Annotated in this window: 16 protein-coding genes and 2 pseudogenes; 13 read left to right on the top strand and 5 right to left on the bottom strand. The window is 66.4% G+C overall.

Annotated features, from left to right (window positions below; translation table 11 throughout):
* Positions 1-314 precede the first annotated feature (314 nt).
* Positions 315-1,139, top strand: coding sequence for a hypothetical protein (locus tag ACPA54_RS12960; RefSeq protein WP_423529154.1), 825 nt, complete (start codon positions 315-317; stop codon positions 1,137-1,139).
* Here the strand turns inward: ACPA54_RS12960 and ACPA54_RS12955 are convergent.
* The 5 genes from ACPA54_RS12955 to ACPA54_RS12935 form a co-directional block, all read right to left on the bottom strand.
* Positions 1,119-1,901 (bottom strand): aldo/keto reductase, encoded by a 783-nt coding sequence (locus tag ACPA54_RS12955; RefSeq protein ID WP_423529840.1) that lies wholly within the window; start codon positions 1,899-1,901, stop codon positions 1,119-1,121. The genes ACPA54_RS12960 and ACPA54_RS12955 overlap by 21 nt on opposite strands.
* An 8-nt stretch (positions 1,902-1,909) precedes the next feature.
* On the bottom strand, positions 1,910-3,121 hold the full coding sequence (locus tag ACPA54_RS12950) for a JmjC domain-containing protein (RefSeq protein WP_423529152.1): 1,212 nt from the start codon (positions 3,119-3,121) through the stop codon (positions 1,910-1,912).
* A gap of 92 nt (positions 3,122-3,213) precedes the next feature.
* The gene (locus ACPA54_RS12945; protein ID WP_423529150.1) at positions 3,214-3,387 is read right to left on the bottom strand and encodes a hypothetical protein; all 174 of its coding nucleotides are present in this window, start codon (positions 3,385-3,387) and stop codon (positions 3,214-3,216) included.
* 615 nt (positions 3,388-4,002) lie between these two features.
* Positions 4,003-4,224, bottom strand: coding sequence for a hypothetical protein (locus ACPA54_RS12940; protein ID WP_423529148.1), 222 nt, complete (start codon positions 4,222-4,224; stop codon positions 4,003-4,005).
* Between the two features lie 53 nt (positions 4,225-4,277).
* Positions 4,278-4,691: a hypothetical protein gene (locus ACPA54_RS12935; RefSeq protein ID WP_423529146.1), complete on the bottom strand. Its 414-nt coding sequence runs from the start codon at positions 4,689-4,691 to the stop codon at positions 4,278-4,280.
* A 309-nt stretch (positions 4,692-5,000) separates the two neighbouring features.
* Here ACPA54_RS12935 and ACPA54_RS12930 point away from each other — a divergent pair, with 309 nt between their 5' ends.
* The 12 genes and pseudogenes from ACPA54_RS12930 to ACPA54_RS12875 all read left to right on the top strand — a co-directional run bounded on the left by ACPA54_RS12930 (position 5,001) and on the right by ACPA54_RS12875 (position 16,904).
* Positions 5,001-6,149 (top strand): helix-turn-helix domain-containing protein, encoded by a 1,149-nt coding sequence (locus ACPA54_RS12930; protein WP_423529144.1) that lies wholly within the window; start codon positions 5,001-5,003, stop codon positions 6,147-6,149.
* A 19-nt stretch (positions 6,150-6,168) separates the two neighbouring features.
* Positions 6,169-6,750: an HD domain-containing protein gene (locus ACPA54_RS12925; RefSeq protein WP_423529143.1), complete on the top strand. Its 582-nt coding sequence runs from the start codon at positions 6,169-6,171 to the stop codon at positions 6,748-6,750.
* Between the two features lie 139 nt (positions 6,751-6,889).
* On the top strand, positions 6,890-7,828 hold the full coding sequence (locus ACPA54_RS12920; RefSeq protein WP_423529141.1) for a DUF6192 family protein: 939 nt from the start codon (positions 6,890-6,892) through the stop codon (positions 7,826-7,828).
* Positions 7,825-8,337, top strand: coding sequence for a hypothetical protein (locus ACPA54_RS12915; protein ID WP_423529139.1), 513 nt, complete (start codon positions 7,825-7,827; stop codon positions 8,335-8,337). Before ACPA54_RS12920 ends, ACPA54_RS12915 begins: the two co-directional genes overlap by 4 nt.
* A gap of 73 nt (positions 8,338-8,410) precedes the next feature.
* Positions 8,411-8,896: a hypothetical protein gene (locus tag ACPA54_RS12910; protein WP_423529137.1), complete on the top strand. Its 486-nt coding sequence runs from the start codon at positions 8,411-8,413 to the stop codon at positions 8,894-8,896.
* Between the two features lie 23 nt (positions 8,897-8,919).
* A complete protein-coding gene (locus ACPA54_RS12905) occupies positions 8,920-9,192 on the top strand; it encodes a hypothetical protein (RefSeq protein ID WP_423529135.1) in 273 nt (90 codons plus the stop codon).
* Between the two features lie 166 nt (positions 9,193-9,358).
* The gene (locus tag ACPA54_RS12900; protein WP_423529133.1) at positions 9,359-12,748 is read left to right on the top strand and encodes an AAA domain-containing protein; all 3,390 of its coding nucleotides are present in this window, start codon (positions 9,359-9,361) and stop codon (positions 12,746-12,748) included.
* Between the two features lie 1,466 nt (positions 12,749-14,214).
* Positions 14,215-14,472: pseudogene (locus tag ACPA54_RS12895) on the top strand (S1 RNA-binding domain-containing protein); the annotation flags it as partial.
* A gap of 130 nt (positions 14,473-14,602) precedes the next feature.
* Positions 14,603-15,014 (top strand): annotated as a pseudogene (locus tag ACPA54_RS12890) (HNH endonuclease); the annotation flags it as partial.
* Between the two features lie 89 nt (positions 15,015-15,103).
* Positions 15,104-15,571 carry an NUDIX hydrolase gene (locus ACPA54_RS12885; RefSeq protein WP_423529132.1) on the top strand — a complete coding sequence of 156 codons (468 nt, stop codon included), beginning with the start codon at positions 15,104-15,106 and terminating at the stop codon, positions 15,569-15,571.
* 197 nt (positions 15,572-15,768) lie between these two features.
* The gene (locus ACPA54_RS12880) at positions 15,769-16,242 is read left to right on the top strand and encodes a hypothetical protein (protein WP_423529130.1); all 474 of its coding nucleotides are present in this window, start codon (positions 15,769-15,771) and stop codon (positions 16,240-16,242) included.
* Positions 16,239-16,904: a hypothetical protein gene (locus ACPA54_RS12875; RefSeq protein WP_423529128.1), complete on the top strand. Its 666-nt coding sequence runs from the start codon at positions 16,239-16,241 to the stop codon at positions 16,902-16,904. Before ACPA54_RS12880 ends, ACPA54_RS12875 begins: the two co-directional genes overlap by 4 nt.
* Positions 16,905-17,360 lie beyond the last annotated feature (456 nt).

Genomic DNA, 17,360 nt, shown 5'->3' with positions numbered 1-17,360 from the left:
ACTCGCACACTTGGTCGGCAGGGTCGTGGGCCGCACGGTGGGGCTCCGGGTCCTGGTGCGTGCGCAGGTTGGCAAGTAGGAACCGCCTGCGGCCAGCCGGTGTCACGGGGTGCGCGGTCGCGATGTTCACAAAGTGAACGTCGCCACCATTCACTCGGTGAACAAGCGCCCGTTCACTAAGTGAACGGGCCTGATCGGCGACTCGAGAACTGTCAAGTCGCACCTGCTGATCACGCTGGGGACGGGCGCAGTCAGTGCTCCTGACACCCCTCGTCCCCGCAGAGCAAGGCTGCCAGCGCCTGTAGATTCGCTCCATGGGCGAAGCGGTCGATCTACGGCGAGTCGACGTCGACGCTGTTTTGGATCGGGTGAGTCGGGCGCTCGGTGTGCAGTTCGACCCCAGCAGTGTGGTTCGTAAGCGCCGCTCAATCGGGTTCGCCAGTGACCGGACGACCTGGGTCCGTATTGAGCGGCGGCCAGATGCCCGCATCGACGGCCAAGGGTGGGGCATCGAGGCCGCAGCTGCAATCACGGGTGTCGCGATGCCGACGTGGCGGGCGAGTACTTCCTGGCGTGGCACTGACGGTGCGATGTGGCACGCGGACGAGTGTGATCTCGTTCCGGGGGCTCCGGTGAAACGTGGTGGCCGACTCCTCACAGACCCTGGGCTGCCCGAGGAGTGGTGGAGCGTCTTCGGCGCGTCCATGGATGCGTTGCGCGTGCAGCCCACCACCAGGGTCGCGACGCCCGACACCGTAAAGGCCAGCCAGGATCATGTGTCCGAGACGATCGCTCGCGCGTTTCCGGAGGCCGGTGACACATCGGTGCGGACGTGGCGTGCGGCGCATGCGGATCTGAACTGGGCGAACATCGCCGGGCCGGCCTGCATGATTTTCGACTGGGAAGACTGGGGCTTGGCGCCAGAAGGGCTGGACGCGGCAACGCTGTGGGGGGATTCGCTCGCGGTGCCGTCGTTGGCCGCACGCGTGTGGGCGGAGCGTCGGGAAGATCTGGAGAGCGATGACGGCCGTGTGATGCGGCTGTTCACCCTCGCCAAGGTCATTGCCTACGGTTCGGAAGACGATCCCCTCTACGGCCCCGCCCGGCACGTGGCGGCGTCAATCCTCGCTGTCCGGTAGGGGCCAACTTCGGATTCGCGCGCGGAGTGCGTCCCGGTAGTCGGCCAGGCGATCCGGGTCTGGTGTGGCTTTGAGGGCTGCCACCAGGTCCCGGACGTGCTCGGGGTCGTCTGTCCCTACGGCGACCGCCGCGACGTCTGGCAGGCCAAACGCAACGCGGAAGGCCGAAGCGAGTCGTGTGTGACCGTCTCCGTCGCGCAGGAACTGCCCAGGGTCGACCTGATCCCATACCGAGTCATCAGGGCGGCGTCGGAACGGGCTCATGCCCCAACGGCGTTCGGGGGCGACGGCCCACCGGTCCATCAGCAGGTCCGAGGCATCGAGGACCGCGATCGGGACGAGAAGACCGGCCGGGACCATCAGCACCGGCGGGACCGGTCCGATGAGGTCGCCCAGCTCGACCAGGGGCCGCGGGTCCCACGACGTCGCGCCCCAGGTGCTGCACAGCCCGTCCGAAGCTGCGTCCTGCAAGGCGGCGCACGCGGCGGCGAAGTTCAGCCTTGTGCGCTCTTCTTCCGGCTTCCGGAGGGACTGTTCCGGGTTGTGCAGGAGGATCACGGTGGGTTCGCGGCCGAGGTCGCGGACGGATTCCTCGATGGTCTTGCGCAGTGCCGCCGGGTCCAAGGTGTGTCGGCCCCGAGGCAGGAACCCGACCTTGGTGGACAGGGTGGTGAATCGGGGGAGCAGGTCCGATGCCCTGGCTGCGAGGGTGGCATGTGATGTGAAGTCGCCGTAGCTGTGGGCCGTGTCGAGGCTGGTGATGCCTGCGTCTAGGGCTGCTTCGAGGGTGTGGCGTTGGTGACGAGACTGGTGTAGCCCGAGGACAACTCGGGGGTCAGCGTGGAGCACATGCCCTCCTCGACGAGCAGCTTGGCCAGGCCCTGCGTCAGGCTGTCGACATCGCTGAGCTGGACGGGGTGACCGCTCAAGAGCAGTCGGACGGATTCCTCCGCGGCAGCGGCCAGGGAGATCCGTTTCCCGGCGGCAGCGGCCTCGACCTGGCCGTGGCGGACCTGGACGTGAGGCCGGCCCGGGGTCGTACACACCACGGCGTCCAGCGGTCCGAGCATCGGCAGGTAGGGGACCTGCCGGGCCGCGACGGTCTCCACCATGTACCGATTCAGGTAGCCGGCCGGGGCACGTTCGGCGGCCAAGTCTGCCGCGGCCTTGATGAGTTCCTGCGCCTGCTGCGCTTGGTCGGAGGACGCGCCCCGGATCAGGTTGCGGCGGAACACCTCGTCGTCACGGCACCATTCGGCCAGCGACTCCATCCATGATGCGCCGGTGCGGCGCGTGACGCCGATGGTCATGTGGAAGCTGAGGCCGTCGTCCCCGCAGCCGCCGCGGGTTGCCCGGTGCCAGTAGCCGCGGGGGATGTGCATGACGTCGCCTGCGGACAGCACGCCTTCCCACAGCACGTCTTCGCTGGGCTGGTCGTTGCGTCCCACGTCCCGGAACATCGGGTCGCGGCGGGATTGGCCGCGGACCTCCCAGCACTTCTCGCCGGCGAGTTGGACGACGATGACCTCGTGATCGTCCCAGTGCAGGCCGAAGCCCTGCGCTTCGGCTGTAGTGAGGTACAGGTTGACCTGGGCGCGTTCGTCGGTCCACCACTGAACGGCGCGGCACATGACTTCAAGGGTCGGGTCGAATACGTCGGTTCCGTCGAGGACCAGCGTGGCGCCCTGGGTCAGCAGCGCGCCGAGATAGCGCATGTTGACCATGCTGATGTTCTGTCCTCGTCGCGTGCCCGCGGGCGACAGGTATTCCCTGGGGTGCAGCTCGGTGCCGTCGCGGAACATGCGTACCTGTGGGTTGCCGAGACTGCGGCGCATCACCAGCTCCAGGAGCCGGGTCGGCGTCAGGATGCGCGGCAGCAGCGATTCATCGGTGATGGTGCCGCGGACGAACTCTCGGCCGAGCGGGTCGGGCCCGGTCCACCCGAATGCGTCCTCGATCGCCTCGATAAGGCGGTGTCGCATGGTGTGCCTCCCTCGTCGGTGGGGGTCATGCGTGGGCAAGGCCGCGCGGTTTCCCGCGCGGCCTCGTTAGCCCTGTTGTGCCTGGCCCCTGGTCACTCGGGGTGGTTGAGTCCGTCGCCGTCGGGCTGGGTGTCGCCGGTCGCGTCGGCCGGCGGGTCCGACATGTGGGCGTCGGTGCGGTCGTGGACGCTGCCCAGCGTCTCGACCGTGACGGTCCACGCCTGGTGGGCCTCGCCGGGGAACACGTCTGTGCGGGTGTCCTTCATTCCGGTTGCTCCTTCCTGGCAGTGCGCTATGACGGGCTCGCAGTCGTTCGAGCCCAATGGGTGGTGCTGTGCCGTCGCATGAACCCAATTGGTGCGGCGGCGCACGGCTCCGGACCACGTTCGTTCCTCTCGGTCTTGGCGGCCCCGCCCGATCCCCCACGGGGGGGAGGGGACCAGGCGGGGGTCTGGCGGGAGCGGAGTCGGGCCGGTCCCGAGGTATGGCCGACCGGGGCTATGCCTCGTGACTCCCCTGCAAATCAACTCCGCCCCCAGTCATGGGGGGTTACCGCGTCGCCAGTTCCCAGGCGACTTGTGCCACCGCGACGAGCAACATGCTGGTTAGGAAGAGGGCTTCCCGCCTACCTCCGGGCACCGCGTTGCGGCCAATCCAGGTGGTAGCCACCGCAGCCCGGATATCCGTCACACGGCGCCAGGACCGCGACGTCCTCCCAACGGCGCCCGTCGTTGATCGCCGCCAGTTGCTTCGCGCCCGCCTCCGGCGTTGGCCAGCGATGGGCACCGTGCCGCCATCGCCGCGACTGGCGGCAGAGCGAGGAGGCTGGCTCGGCGTCCCGGGCGACGTGCGCTGTGTCGGCGGGCGCTCCGTCTCGGGAATCACGAGTCATCGGGCTCAGATCCGGAAGGAATGACGTGGAGTTGCGCCCGCTCCGCCACGAACGGCTGCTTGGTGTCGTGTTCCTCGCACTGGACGAGGCACAGCTCCCCGCGGCGGACGACGTAGAGGATCACGCCCTCGGGGTACATGCCGGCCTTGACCGGCCGCACCCAAAGCCCCGGCGACGGCTCCAGCGGCACCGAGGGCTTCGGAGACCGCATGGGCACCGATACCTCATGGCCGCCGCCGTCCGTGCTACCGACGATCAGACGCGTCATGCCGCATCGCCCATCCACCCGGCACGGTGGACCTTGACGTGGCTCCACTGCGATCCGGGAGTCGGAGTCACCGGCACCTCGGGCGGAACCGCAGACGCTTCGCGTCGGTCCGGCGACACGTCCATCTTCGCCAGGCAGGCTTTGAGTCGCAGCAGAACGCCCGTGTCATCACCTATCGGGCCGTGCTCAAGAAGCCGACGCGCCTCCTCCATAAGGCTCGGCCCGATGGCCTCCTGGATCCCCAAGGCGAGGACGGCGGCCTCCAGCGGCGTCATGCGCAGGAACAGGGGGCGAACGTTGTATCCGCCACCCGGCGTCTCCATCGCAGCCTTCGGAAAGCCCAGTTCGACCCCGCGCTCCCGACAGGGACGTCCGATCAGCTTGTCGGGCTCCAGGAGTTCCACCGTCAAGGCGGGGACGCCACTCACTTGCTCACACCTCCTACGCATCACGGACACGTGCAGACCAGCCACCGGAGAACTGGAGCCGCTCGGATCTCCGGCAGCGCCGACGGCTCTTCGCGGTCCGTCGCCAGGTCATCCATCAGGCGCGCTCCCTTCCAGACCGCGTCGAACCGAGCCATCCGCTTGGGGTCTGTGCCCCAGCCAGCGCGGTTAAGCTCGATACAGAGGTACCGCTTGGTCAGTTCGACGCTACGCACAGCGACGCCCGCGGAGGACTGACCGCGAGTACGAGTGCAACTCCTCGGGGGAGGGCGCATGGGTGCACCGGGCACGGCACACGATCGGGAAACACTGACCGGCAGCAGCCTCGGCAGCAGGAGTGCCCGATTCGGCCTGCTCTCCGGCTTCGTTTTCAAGCTCGCTCGCGAAGGCGCATCGCTGTCCCAAGAACGCCTCGCCGAACATGCCGGCGTCGACAAGGCCACCGTCCAAGGCTGGGAATCCGGCCGCCGCCCCCTCGCAGCGGTGCAGGCCGGGCGGCTGATGGCGCTGCGCAAGACCCTGCTGCGACTCGGCACCGACCCGGCGCTGCTGGCCATGTTCGACGACGCCCTGGAAGCCGACGCGGTCATCGGACACGCCCTGACGCAGCGTGCCGACATCAGCAACGTCGATCAGCACCCGCTGGGCAGTTGGGTGTTCACCCGCGCCACCACACACATGATCGCCTGGGCGTTGAACGGCTCCCCTCCGGCAGCGCTCCCCAGGTCGCCCCAGGGGCCCGCACCGCGGCGTGGCCCGGTGCCTTCGGCTCCTTCTCTCTCGGCCGCCGAGAAGACCGCCCTTTTCACGCACCTTCGCGAGGCCGCAGCCGTGGCCCAGCGGGCAGGAGAGCACGGCGCATTACTACGCCGACAAGCCCTGTACCTGAGCAGCTACGACGCGGCCGGCGACACCCACGCTTGGCTCGCCGACATGCAGGCCGCCCGCCCGCGGCGCACCGCGCGCTCCGGGCCGGAATGGGCAGACACACGTTCCGTGGCCACGTCCCTGACCCGCTACGGCGACCGCGACGCCTTGCACGCGTTCATCCTGGCCTGCGCCAACGACGAAGCCAACGAGACCGCCAATCTCGCGTATTGGGCCTACTGGCTGGGCCTCGACCCGCTCCCTCGCGCCGACGACTCCTTCATGGCCGCAAGAACACCCAGCGCCTGGGAAGGAGTGCCGCTGCTGCGGCGCCTTGCAGACCGCCTGGACCCGAGCCTCGGATGCATCGACCTCAACGTCCACTCGGTGTGGGCGCTCCTCGCCCTCCACAAGGGAGTTCTCCTGGCCGACCGGGCTTTGCTCGCCGACCTCGGCGACCGTGTCGACCGCCTGCTCGACTCCAGCACCGTCTCCGCCCGATCACGGCGGGAACTCGAATCGGTGCACTACGTTCTGAAAGCCAGCGCCCGGTGATGTTGTGGAGGACCAGCCGATGACCGACCCGCGCGACAACGACCGCGGAACCGCCAGCTTCCTCCGCGAAATGGGAGCCCTCAAACGCGGCAAGCGCACCGGGTGGTGGATCGTCGGCGTCAAGGATCCCGAAACCATCGCCGAACACTCCTGGCGCACCGCGGTCATCGGCTCCGTCCTCGCCATGATGGAAGGCGCCGACCCCGGACGCGTCGCACTGCTGTGCACCTTCCACGACTCCCAGGAGACCCGCGTCGGCGACATCCCGTGGGTGGGCCGCCGCTACCTCCAAGCGGCGGACAACCGCGAGGTCACCGTCGACCAGCTCGCCGACGCACACCCAGCGGTCGCGGCCGGCATCGCGGCGGCGGTCGACGAGTACGAGCGGGGCGAAACCATCGAAGCCCAAGTTGCTCACGACGCCGACCGGCTTGAGTGCATGATCCAGGGACTCGAATACCTCGAACAGGGCTACGCCAACGCCCAGGAATGGGTTGACAGCACCCGGGCGAAGCTCAAGACGGCCTCAGCCGTCGCCCTCGGCGACGCCTCGCAGGGGTTGTCTTCGACCGAGTGGCAGAGGACGTTCCTGCATGGGTGACCGAGTTGGCCCCGCGCGCCTACACCTAAGTAGAACCGCCGCAAACATCGATTAGCAGTAAAATATTCCCACGGGACAGTCGCGCGGCCGTGAGCCCCCACGGCGGGTTGAGAGTCGCGCCCGCGCCGATGGAGGCGTCATGTCGGCAGCCAAGACCGTGAGCCCATTCCCCGATCAGTTCACCGATAGGCAGTGGGCGCGTTACGTCAAGCAGGGCCGCGAGATGGTCCAGGAGGAGTCCCGGCTCCAATTCCGACTCGGGGACCTGACCTGGAAGATGTGCCCGAAGACTGACAAGGACGGCAAAGACCACGGGGTCTTCCGCATCCTCGACCGGTACGCGGATGAGATCGGCATCAACGTCCACACACTGATCGGATACCGCCACGTGTCTGCCGCGTGGCCTGCTGAGCACCGCGCAGCCGACGTCTCGTGGTCGATCCACAGAGCCCTTGATGCCGTGGACGACCGCTTTCACCTGATTGCGAACCCACCTCGGGGCATCGACCACTGGAGCGAGGACAGAGCGCTGAGTTTCGCTGGCCGCTTGCCACACAAACCGCTGACCAAGTCCGAGAAGCTTGACCGCGTCCGCGTCCTCCTCAACCAAGACGAATATGCTGCCGAGGCGGCCGGTGAGCTGATCCGCCGTCCTGACGTCGCGCACCGCATCATGAGCGACACCACCAACCAGCGGATCCTGTACCGGGCTCATCATGAGCAGCGGATCGAGGCAGCCGAAGCCCGGTTCGCTGCTGCCCACGAACGGGAACCAGCGCCGCCGGACGAACCGGTCCGGTCGGCGACGCCCCGCGAACCTGCTGTTGACTACACCCGCGCGTCGAGCGAGGTCCTGGAGTTGATCGGGGTCGGCACCAGCTTCCTTGTCGAGATGCAGCGTCTCATTCCCAGGCTGCACGTTGCCGAATTCACTGACCGCGAAGTCCGTGCCGTGCTCGACAACCACCGCCGTATCCGTGCCGCCCTCGACTGGTGCGACACCGTCGTCACCACCGGCGACAAGACCATGGATGACGAACTGGCGCGGATCCTCGATCAAGGCGATGACCTGCCATGACCGCACGCAGTACGCCCCGGACCGCCAAGCCCGCGCCGCGTACGCCCCCGGTCCCTACCCAGCACCTTGCCGGGCGGACTTGGGACATCATGGAACGGGCCGGCGACGACATCGTCGTCCCCAAGCAAACAATCCTCCTCGAAGTCCATGTCACCGAGAGCCAGTTCACGCGGCTCAAGGGCTACATTCGCGATCGCATCACGATGGAGAAGGGCAAGGCGTTCCTTGCCTTCGGCGGCGGCTACATCATCACGACCGACCCCATGAAGATCGCCGCCAGCGTCGGCAAGCGCCTCGCCGGTATCAACACCGAACTGCGTCGGCTGCTGTCCGGGTGGATCAACCCGCTCGGCGAGAACGTCGGCGACTACGAAGTGCTCGCGATGTACCAGGACGAGATCGGCCACATGCTCCGGCTCGAAGACCGCATGCGCAAGGCCAGCATTGCCCTGCCGGCACCGGCCAAGCCGCCCACACGCAAGCGAGCCCGCGCCACCCCGAAGCGGTAGGCGGCTCTGAAGGCCCGGGCCGTAGGCAGCCATGCCACACAACCGTAGGACGGGACCGGCTGATGCGAGCGCGTTGTACGGAGCGCTCTCGGAACTCGGCGCTGCCCCCACGGCGAATCCGGCGAAACGTCCGCATGGCCCTCTCCCGGAGGACGCCACGCTCCTCCTCGGGGTCCTACTCGCCCACGCCGAGCTCGACGCCGCCGCCCGCGCTGATCCAGCAGCGGGCTCACCAAGCGGCCTCGCCGACGTCATCGTCGGCTACAACGCAGTGCTGGGCGCGGACAGCGACGTACGCCTGCGGCTCATGAGCCTCCGACTCGTCCGTACCGCGGCCGAGCTCACCGGGCAGCAGATCGAGCCCGTGCCCATCGCCGAGGCCGCCAGCTGCGCGGCACTGAGCGCCTCATGCCTCGTCGACGCCCTTCGGCTTGCCAAGCACTCGTCCTCACCAGCCGCCGAGGCCGCCGCCCTCAAAGCCGCCGCCAAGTGGAACCGGCAGGTCCACTCAGCCTTGCGTCGCATGGCGAGCACGGGTGTCTCCCGTCGCGCGGAGTGATGTCGTTCGAAGGGAGTCGGAAGATGCCCGACAACACCAACGAGATCCCGCTCTACTGGAGTGATGAGGCGCTCGAAGCCGAGATCGTCCGGTGCCACCTCGGTCATCTGGCCGCGCGAACGACATTCGAGACAGTTGGAGGGTGCCCCTACTGCTCCTACACGCCTGGAGAGCGTCTCGCAGCGCTCAGGACTGCGGTCCAGGATGCGGTTGACGCGGGGGCAAAGCCTTTCGTGAGTCCGGGAGCGGCTGCTGATCCCGGCGAGCAGGATGCCTGCGGAGTCGGCTGCCGCTGACCCGGTGGTGTACTCCAAGGCCAGGCCGCGCTCAGCTACCTCGGCCCCGTCAAATACGAACAGCGACAAGCGTGGCTCTGTAGTCGACGGCCCCTGAATTGTCGGTGCGGTCGGGTAATCTGATCGGTTGCTCCGCACGAACAGGTTGTGCCTAGAGGGGACATGGATGAGTCTGATCGGCGGCCGGTACGCAGAGATCGCGAACACACGTCGTGTTGGCGGTCAAGCGGAGGTCTTTAAGGCAGCCGACCTCCATCAAGGCGGCCGACACGTGGCCGTCAAGGTCGTGCCAGCTGGGTCTGACGAGATCTATCGCATCTACTTCGAGCGGGAGACCGCGGCGCACCACAAGCTGGATCACCCGAACATCGTGTCGCTGCTGGACAGCGGGACCGACCACGACGCAGGCATGTACTACGTCGTGCTCAGCTGGGTTCCCGTTTCGCTCAAAGATTGGTTGGCGACCGCTCCCGAACCTCCGGGTTGGGATGACGTTGCTGAGGTCATCGCTCTGCCTCTCGCGTCAGCGCTGGCACACGCCCACTCCATGGCAGTTCTCCACCGTGACATCAAGCCCGGCAACGTGCTCTGGGACGGCGAGAAACCGCTGCTCGCCGACTTCGCGCTCAGCAAGATCAAGGATCAGCTCGCGGGCGCGACCGACGCGACAGTCGCTGGAATGACCAGCGCGCCCTGGGCACCGCCGGACCTGGCGTCGCGCGGCTCGACCAGGTTTGACGTCTACAGTCTTGCCGCGACGCTCCTGCAATGCGTCACCGGCTGGGAATTGCGGGACTACCCAGACATTGCACGGGCGCTCGGCGAGGCCGACGTACCGCCAGCCGTCCTATCGCTGTTGCGGAGTGCCCTCGACCCTGACCCGGTAAATCGGCCAGCGGATGGACAGGTATTTCACCTTGAGCTGCAGGCCATTCAGGCAGCCCGCAGCAGCAACTGGCACGACGAGAAGGTTGTGTCGTTCGAGCTCTCTGGTGCGGCACGCCGATCCCTGGAGGAGGCGGGTGATGGCCGCTCCGCCGAGGCGGTCATCGCGGAGCGGCTGGGCTCCGCAACCCATGTGCTACCTCGTTTGAAGAGCACCGGCGGGGGGCGCGCGGTGCTAACCGCCGAAGAGTTCCGCCTCGTAGGTGACCAGGTCGAACTCGTTCTCGTTTTCAAGAACCACAATCAACTGTTCTGCATCCGGGCCGAAATCAAGGACTTCGAAGACCTGGAGCGGTTGCGGCAGGCCGAGGACGCGGTCACGTTGGACGGGCGAGACTTCGCCTGGTCAGCCGTGCGGCCAGCTAACCCGCAGAAGTCCGCTGCGGCGGCCGTGGAGATTCACCTCCTGCTCCAGAAGGCGATTCAGGACTCAGGCGATCGCTTGAGCGATCGCTTCAAGCAGGCGCGACTGAACAACTGGTCGAGTTTGATCGAGGCGAAGGAGCAGTTGGAGAAACGGTTGGAGGAACCAGTCGAGTATGCGCGCGTCGGCCGCTCTGGTACCCAGTTCGATCTCGAGACAGCAGTCCCGCTGACCAGTGCTTTCCTGGACCAGCAGCGTGTGGCTCGACCGGTGGACAAGCCCTCCGGCCGTGGCGTCGCCGTGACGATCGTCGACGTCGACAGTACGGACGTGACGGTCCAGGCAACCGGGCCCGGGGCCGATCTGCCCACCAACGGAGTGCTGGTCCGCGACCGTACCCCGTCACAGGCTGCGATCCGCCGCCAGAAGAGTGCGATCGCTGCACTTCGCGACGGCAGCGCAGCGAGACCCCATCTCCGCGAACTCGTGTTGGACCCGTCAGTGGCGCACACGCCGGAACCCGTGGCGTTCCAGCCGCAGCGGCCGGATTTCGATAATGACAAGAAGGTCGCCGTATCGAAGGCGCTCGGGTCGCAAGATCTCTTCCTCGTGCAAGGCCCGCCCGGGACGGGAAAGACGTCGTTCATCTGCGAACTCGTCCACCAGTACCTCACGGCGCGGCCCAACGACAAGGTGCTGCTCGTCAGCCAGATGCACGTCGCGATCGACAATGCCATCACCCGTCTGTACCGCTCCGGGGTGACGTCGGTGGTGCGTCTCTCGAGCCGTGACGACAATGTCGATCCGGATGCCAGTCATCTCCTTTTGTCCAACAAACTGGCAGCGTGGGCGGAGGAGATCCGAGTTCATGCCCGCACCGGCCTAGCTAGTTTGGCCGAGCGTGAAGGTGTGCACATCGACCATCTCGCCCTGGCTCTTCGTGCTGAGGAGGCCCTGGCAACTCTGCGGCAGAGAAACGAAACTGCCGAACTCCTCGGCCCGTTGGATGACGATGACCGTCTCGACAACGAGGATCTTGCTGAAGACCGCGCCGAATTGCTGGCTGACCATTTGCGGGCAGTCGACCGGGCCGACACCGCTGCGAACGAAGTCCGTACCGTTGCCGCAGGCCTTGAGATCGCCGTGCCGGACGAACTCGGCGAAGGCGAACTGGAGCATCTCGTGGCTAGCCTCCTGGTCGGGCACGGCGCTGGCCAGCGGCTCCGTGAACTGGTCAGGACTCAGGGCGACTGGCTTGCCAGCCTGAACGACCCGCAGGCCGCCGAGCCGATGTTCTTGCCTACACAGAGCGTGGTAGCCGGCACCTGCATGGGGTTCCTGGCCAATACCCACATCCAGAACATGCAGTTCGATCTCTGCATCATCGACGAAGCGTCCCGCGCAACCGCCCCCGAGCTCTTGGTGCCGATGACCCGGGCCAAGCGATGGGTGCTGGTGGGCGACACCAAGCAACTGCCGCCGATGGTGGAGGAGGTCTTCGAGCACCGGGATCTCGTCGACAGCTTCGATCTCGACAAGATGTTCCTGACCTCGTCGCTGTTCGACATTTTGCTTGGGGAGGCACCCGAGCCATGCATGACCAGTCTGGTCACCCAGCACCGCATGGCAGAACCGATTGGCGAGCTGATCTCCCAGGTCTTTTACGAGGGCACGCTCGTTCACGACCCCGCGCCTGTCTTTGTCCCCCAGACGGTCACCGACGGAGACCGTCTGGTGTGGTTCTCCACCAGTCGCCGTACCAATCGCCGCGAGGATGCCAGGCACCCTGGCGGCTCGAGCCAGTCAAACAAGCTCGAGGCCAAGAAGATTGCCGAACTCGTTGAGCGTCTCGAAGCAGATGCCAGGGCCGGCAAGTACGCCCGAGATGATGGCAAGGAGTTGGAGGTGCTGGTCCTCAGCGGATACCGGCGCCAATGCATCGAGATCGAGCGTGTACTCAGACGCCTCCGTTTGCGACGTGTTGCTGTGCAGGTCAAGACCGTGGACGCTGTTCAGGGCCGCGAGGCCGACGTTGTCATCTTCTCGGTGACCCGCAGCAACCTCACGGGCGAACTGGGATTCCTTGCCGACCGGTACCAAGGACGCGTCAACGTCGCCTTGTCCCGAGCACGGGAACTCCTCTGGATCGTCGGCGATTCCGAATTCTGCAGCAGCCGGGAAGGGCCGCTCAAGCGCGTACTTTCCCACATCACGTCGACCGCTGGTGGAAGGGTGCAGTACCTGTGAGTCGCGATATCTTCGCCGATGCCGCGCGTCGCCACGCTCACGCGCTTCCCGGGCACACTCTGCTGGCTGCGGAGCCGTGCGCGCTTCCGGCCTCCTCGCTGACAGTCGATGTGCTCGTGGAGCAGTCCGAAGACCTCGAAGCCGCACAGAAGTACTCACTTCGCGCCTTGCTCCACGGCATTGACACCGTCGATGACCTGCAGATGTTCCTCGGCCTGAGCGAAGGCGACACTGGCCGGGCCGTCGCGGGCTTGCTGGTCGCCGAATTCGTTACTTACCAGCCGCCCGCTCAGGGCGGTGCCCGACGCCTGCGGCTTCTGCCTGCCGGCCTGGAGGCCGCTCGCGACGCTCAATTGCGCCGCCCGGTGCCCACCACAATGCAGGTGGTCTATGACCGCCTCACGAGGTCCGTGACGGACTGGCGGCGTAACTCCTTGCGCCGTTCCAACCGGGCGAAGGCCGACCCCGGGCGCATTCTCATGCCGCCCGCAAGCAGTATGCCTGTGCGAACCACCGATCTCAGCATCTCCGCCCTCAACGGCACCCTGGACCCGCGCACCCGCGACGGGGTGCGCCTCCTCGGCATCAGTGGAGTCACCGAGAACCGGAACTTCTACTACGACGCGGTCCTCTTGGTGTTCAAGGACGACGATTCGAACACAGTGCGTCTCGGTGTCGAAGTCGACGGCAGTTGGAGTGAGCGGCACGCCGCAGCATTGGAGGCCTTCGGCGCCGCCGAGCGCCTACGCCTGTCGGCTGCGCCAGTTGAACATCCTCACGAACCCGTTACCGATTCCGGCGGTCGATTGGGCAAAGATGACGTCGTTGCACTCCAGTCTGGAGAGCATGTGGCCGGCGAGGACGACAACGGTGCCCTTGACCGGGCTGTGATCCGTTGGCTGGGCGTTTACGAACATCCGCAATGGCTCGCCGACGCCGTAGCGAACTCGCAGCGCCGTCTACTCATCGGTAGTCCGCAGATCCGCTCAACCGTGGCGAACGAACAATGGATCCGCGGCATCGAAAGACTGTCCCGTACCGTTGACGTGACGATCATTTGGGGCCTCGACGACAACGACGGGACCGACCAGGAGGCTGTCGACGCCTTGCACGCCGCCGCCCGCCGCGTCAACCGCCTCGGCATCATTAGGGTCGACGACACCGCAGCGAAGGTGCTCGTCAGTGACTCCTACTACATCACGACCACCTTCAACTGGTTGTCGTTTCGTGGTGAGCCGTCACGCAAATACCGCCAAGACGACGGAGACCTCGTCCAGGACCAGGCCCTCGCTGACCACGCCTACGCAAGACACCTTGCCGAGGCGTGCGCGCTCGCGGTCGAAGTGGTCGGTACCCTGCCCACCGATTACCGTGACCTCGTCGGCGCTGACGCCACCTGGGCGGACCGAGGAGCCACGACACCGAATCCCGACGCGCTGCAGAAGAGCAAGCAGTCAGCGGCGCCGACACAGGCGGAACGACGCAGAACGGCGCTCAGCAAGCTCACTGCGGGTCAGACTGTCTCGGGGCCCGTGAAAACGTTGACGGCTTTTGGCGCCTTCGTCGACCTGGGAGAGGTCGACGGATTGATCCACATCTCGCAGCTCGCCGCTCACCGAATCCGACACCCGTCCGAGGTCGTCAGCGTCGGCGAAACGGTCACCGTGCTGGTGCTGGCAGTCGACACCGTGCGAGAGCGCGTCTCGCTCTCCCTCAAGGCGACAGCGTCGGCAGATCCCACACCGAGACGGTCAGCACCCAAGGCGGCCGCCCCGCACCGGGGGAGGCGCCGTCCAGAATGACTCAACTCCCTCCACGCACCACGCGCGGCTGTCGGACGAGACGGTCGACGGGCGCCGGCAACGCAGCACGGGGCTGCACGAACTCGTCCTGACCGCCTACGAGTACCAGTGCGTTCTGCGGGTACGGCGGACGCATCGGCGCCATTCTGGTCGGGCTGGAGGCCGCTCATGTGTACTGGTGGGCGCTGGGCGGACCCGACGAGGTCGACAACGCCCTGTGCCTGTGCTCGCTGCACCACAAGCTCTTCGACAAGGGAGTCCTGGGCGTGAGCGAGGAGAACCGGGTCATGGTTGCCCAGCGCTTCATCGACCAAAGCGCGGCAGCCCACGACCAGGTCATTGCCCTCGGAAGCAGGCTACTCCTCGGCCCCCAGGCCGGGACCGCGTCGATAGCCGCGGTCTACCGGTCCTGGCACGCGGCACAGGTGTTCCACGGGCCGGCACGCGCCGCCCTCACGGCGTAGATCAGGAGCCGCGTCGGACCGTCGCCGGAGCTGGACGACGTACGTAGCGACTGGGCAGCTCGATGACACACGGAGGGACCGCGTCACCCATGGGCAGGACCGGGTACTACTACGACCCTGATGCCCCGGCGGCCAACACCCTCATTCCGGCGAGCAACCTGCTTGTCGTCGACGACCACGGGGCCATACTGCTGCAACGCCGTCGTGATATCGGCCAATGGGCGCTGCCCGGCGGAGCGCAGGACATCGGCGAGACCGCCGCGCAGTGCGCGGTGCGCGAGTGCTTGGCAGAGAGCGGCATCGTCGCCGAGATCACCGGCTTCCTCGGCGTGTACACCAACCCGCACCACATCGTCGCGCACACCGACGGGGAGGTCCGTCAGCAGTACGAGAACACCTACATCGGCCGCCCTGTCGGCGGCGCGCCGACCATCAACGATGAGGCTGACGACGTGCGGTTCGTCCACCCCGACGACCTCGACAACTACGACATCCATCCGAGCATGCGCCAACAGATCGGCGACTACCTCGCCGGTACTTACCCGTATCTCGGCTGACGGCGGAGGCGCGAAGGATGCCTAGATCCGATTCTCGGGGTGCCCCGCCCAGAGTTGAGGGCGGCCGCGTTTGGACTGACACCGACCGCGGCGTTATCTGGCGTGGCGACGAGATGGCCTGCATCGGGCCATCGCCCAACGTCACTGTCGGTTGGCCTTAGTACACTCCCGGCAGTCACGCTGAATGAGTGGAGAGTATGGCCACCAGCTACGAACCATACGAAGCGATCATGACGCGACTCAGGGCCGAGATGCCAAGCCTGGCAGACCAATTGGACCAAGAGGTCCGTCACGGACGTGCGGTCTCCGAACAAGGCCTCCGCCAGGAGGGGAGGTACGAAGAGCGGGCGAGTCGCCTCGCAGCCACCGAGCTTCCACCCCTCGGGAAGACTGACGTCGCCGTGATCCCGTATACGGACGACGAGCGCATCGAGCTCGTCCGCGAAGCGCTTCTCACGCTGGCCGAGACCATGTATGCCACCCGCAATGCGGCGCTGCAGACAGCTCGTGCGCACGGACTGGAGCCGGAGATCCAGTTCGGCGACCCCGAGCTTGAAGTCCCGACAAGGATCAGCCTGTCGGACGAGACGCCGCTAGCACGAGTGGCGCTTCAAAAGGTACGGGAGCTGCTGGCGAACGGTCACGACGTTCATCCGGAGGTCGAGGGATGAGTGATCGTTCCGATCTGATCTTGGCCATTGAGATGGCCATCGGCGCGCTTCAGCCGGTGTACCGAAACAACGCGGACGAATCCGACTTGTACGAGGCTTCGTTGCTTACCGTGTGTCTCGATGCGGCGACCCGCGCTGGCGGAACCGTACTCCTCACCAGGGATGGCACGAGCCGTGATGTTGCGTTCCATTTCCGTCGCTCCCCGGGAAACCTCTGGTCCGGGAACTTCACTTTCGCACTGATCAGCTTTCCCGATACTCAGAAGCAGCTCGAAGTCCATCTGGGCGTGTACGTCCTGGCTGGACGGTCGAAGGTGGCGCACGAATGCGACGTCGCGATCATCGACCATCAGGAGGGCGAGCGCAGCCGTCAAGCTGCGGTGCATCCCAGGAGCAGCAAGCTTGTCGCTGCCATCGAAGCCAAGCACTACAGCACTTCGCCTGGTCTCGGAGTCGGCCGCGGCTTCCTTGGCCTCGCCCAGGAACTCGGAGAGAGGACCAGTTCGCTGGTCTATCCGTCGCGGAGTTCCGCCAACCTCGCAGGGCTCATCGCCAAGCGCCACAGTGAGGCATACGGGGAACTCCTTCCGGATACACCGGCGGCCGCGCGGCTACGTGCACGCCTCGATCAGGAGATCCGGAACTGGAAGGCGCGAATCTGATCCCGTCCGTGCCGCGACAGTGGCCAAGATGTCGGTCACACGCCGGGCGAGGGGTGCGTAACCGGTGGGGGTGCACCCCGGCGCATCATCTGTCGCGGTCATCGGGGCCGAACCCGCGGACTACGGTGGGGCTCCTGGTGTGCTTGTGGTGTGCCCGGACGGGGGAAGCAATTGCGGTCCGGGAATGGGTTGAGATCTGGACAAAATCGGACGGTGGAAGACGGGGAAGCACGGGGGCGGAATGATCTTCGTCGACTGACAGCGCAGCCCTCACCGGCTGGTTTCACTTCGACTCCGGCCGCCAAGCCGCCGCCCAGTGCTACCTCCTCGGGGCACTGCCTGCAGCCCACGTCAGTGACGACCCGCGCTCGGGCGCAGCCGCCATGTCCTTCCTCGCCATCCAGTCCTACTCGGGGCGTGGGTGAGTGGTCTCGACTTCGGCTTCGCGCCACAACT

The sequence above is a fragment of the Uniformispora flossi genome (genome assembly GCF_049534875.1).
GTDB lineage: Bacteria > Actinomycetota > Actinomycetes > Streptomycetales > Streptomycetaceae > Yinghuangia > Yinghuangia aomiensis.
The sequence above is the reverse complement of the archived record's forward strand: the minus strand, read 5'-3'. Positions and strand labels throughout refer to the sequence as shown.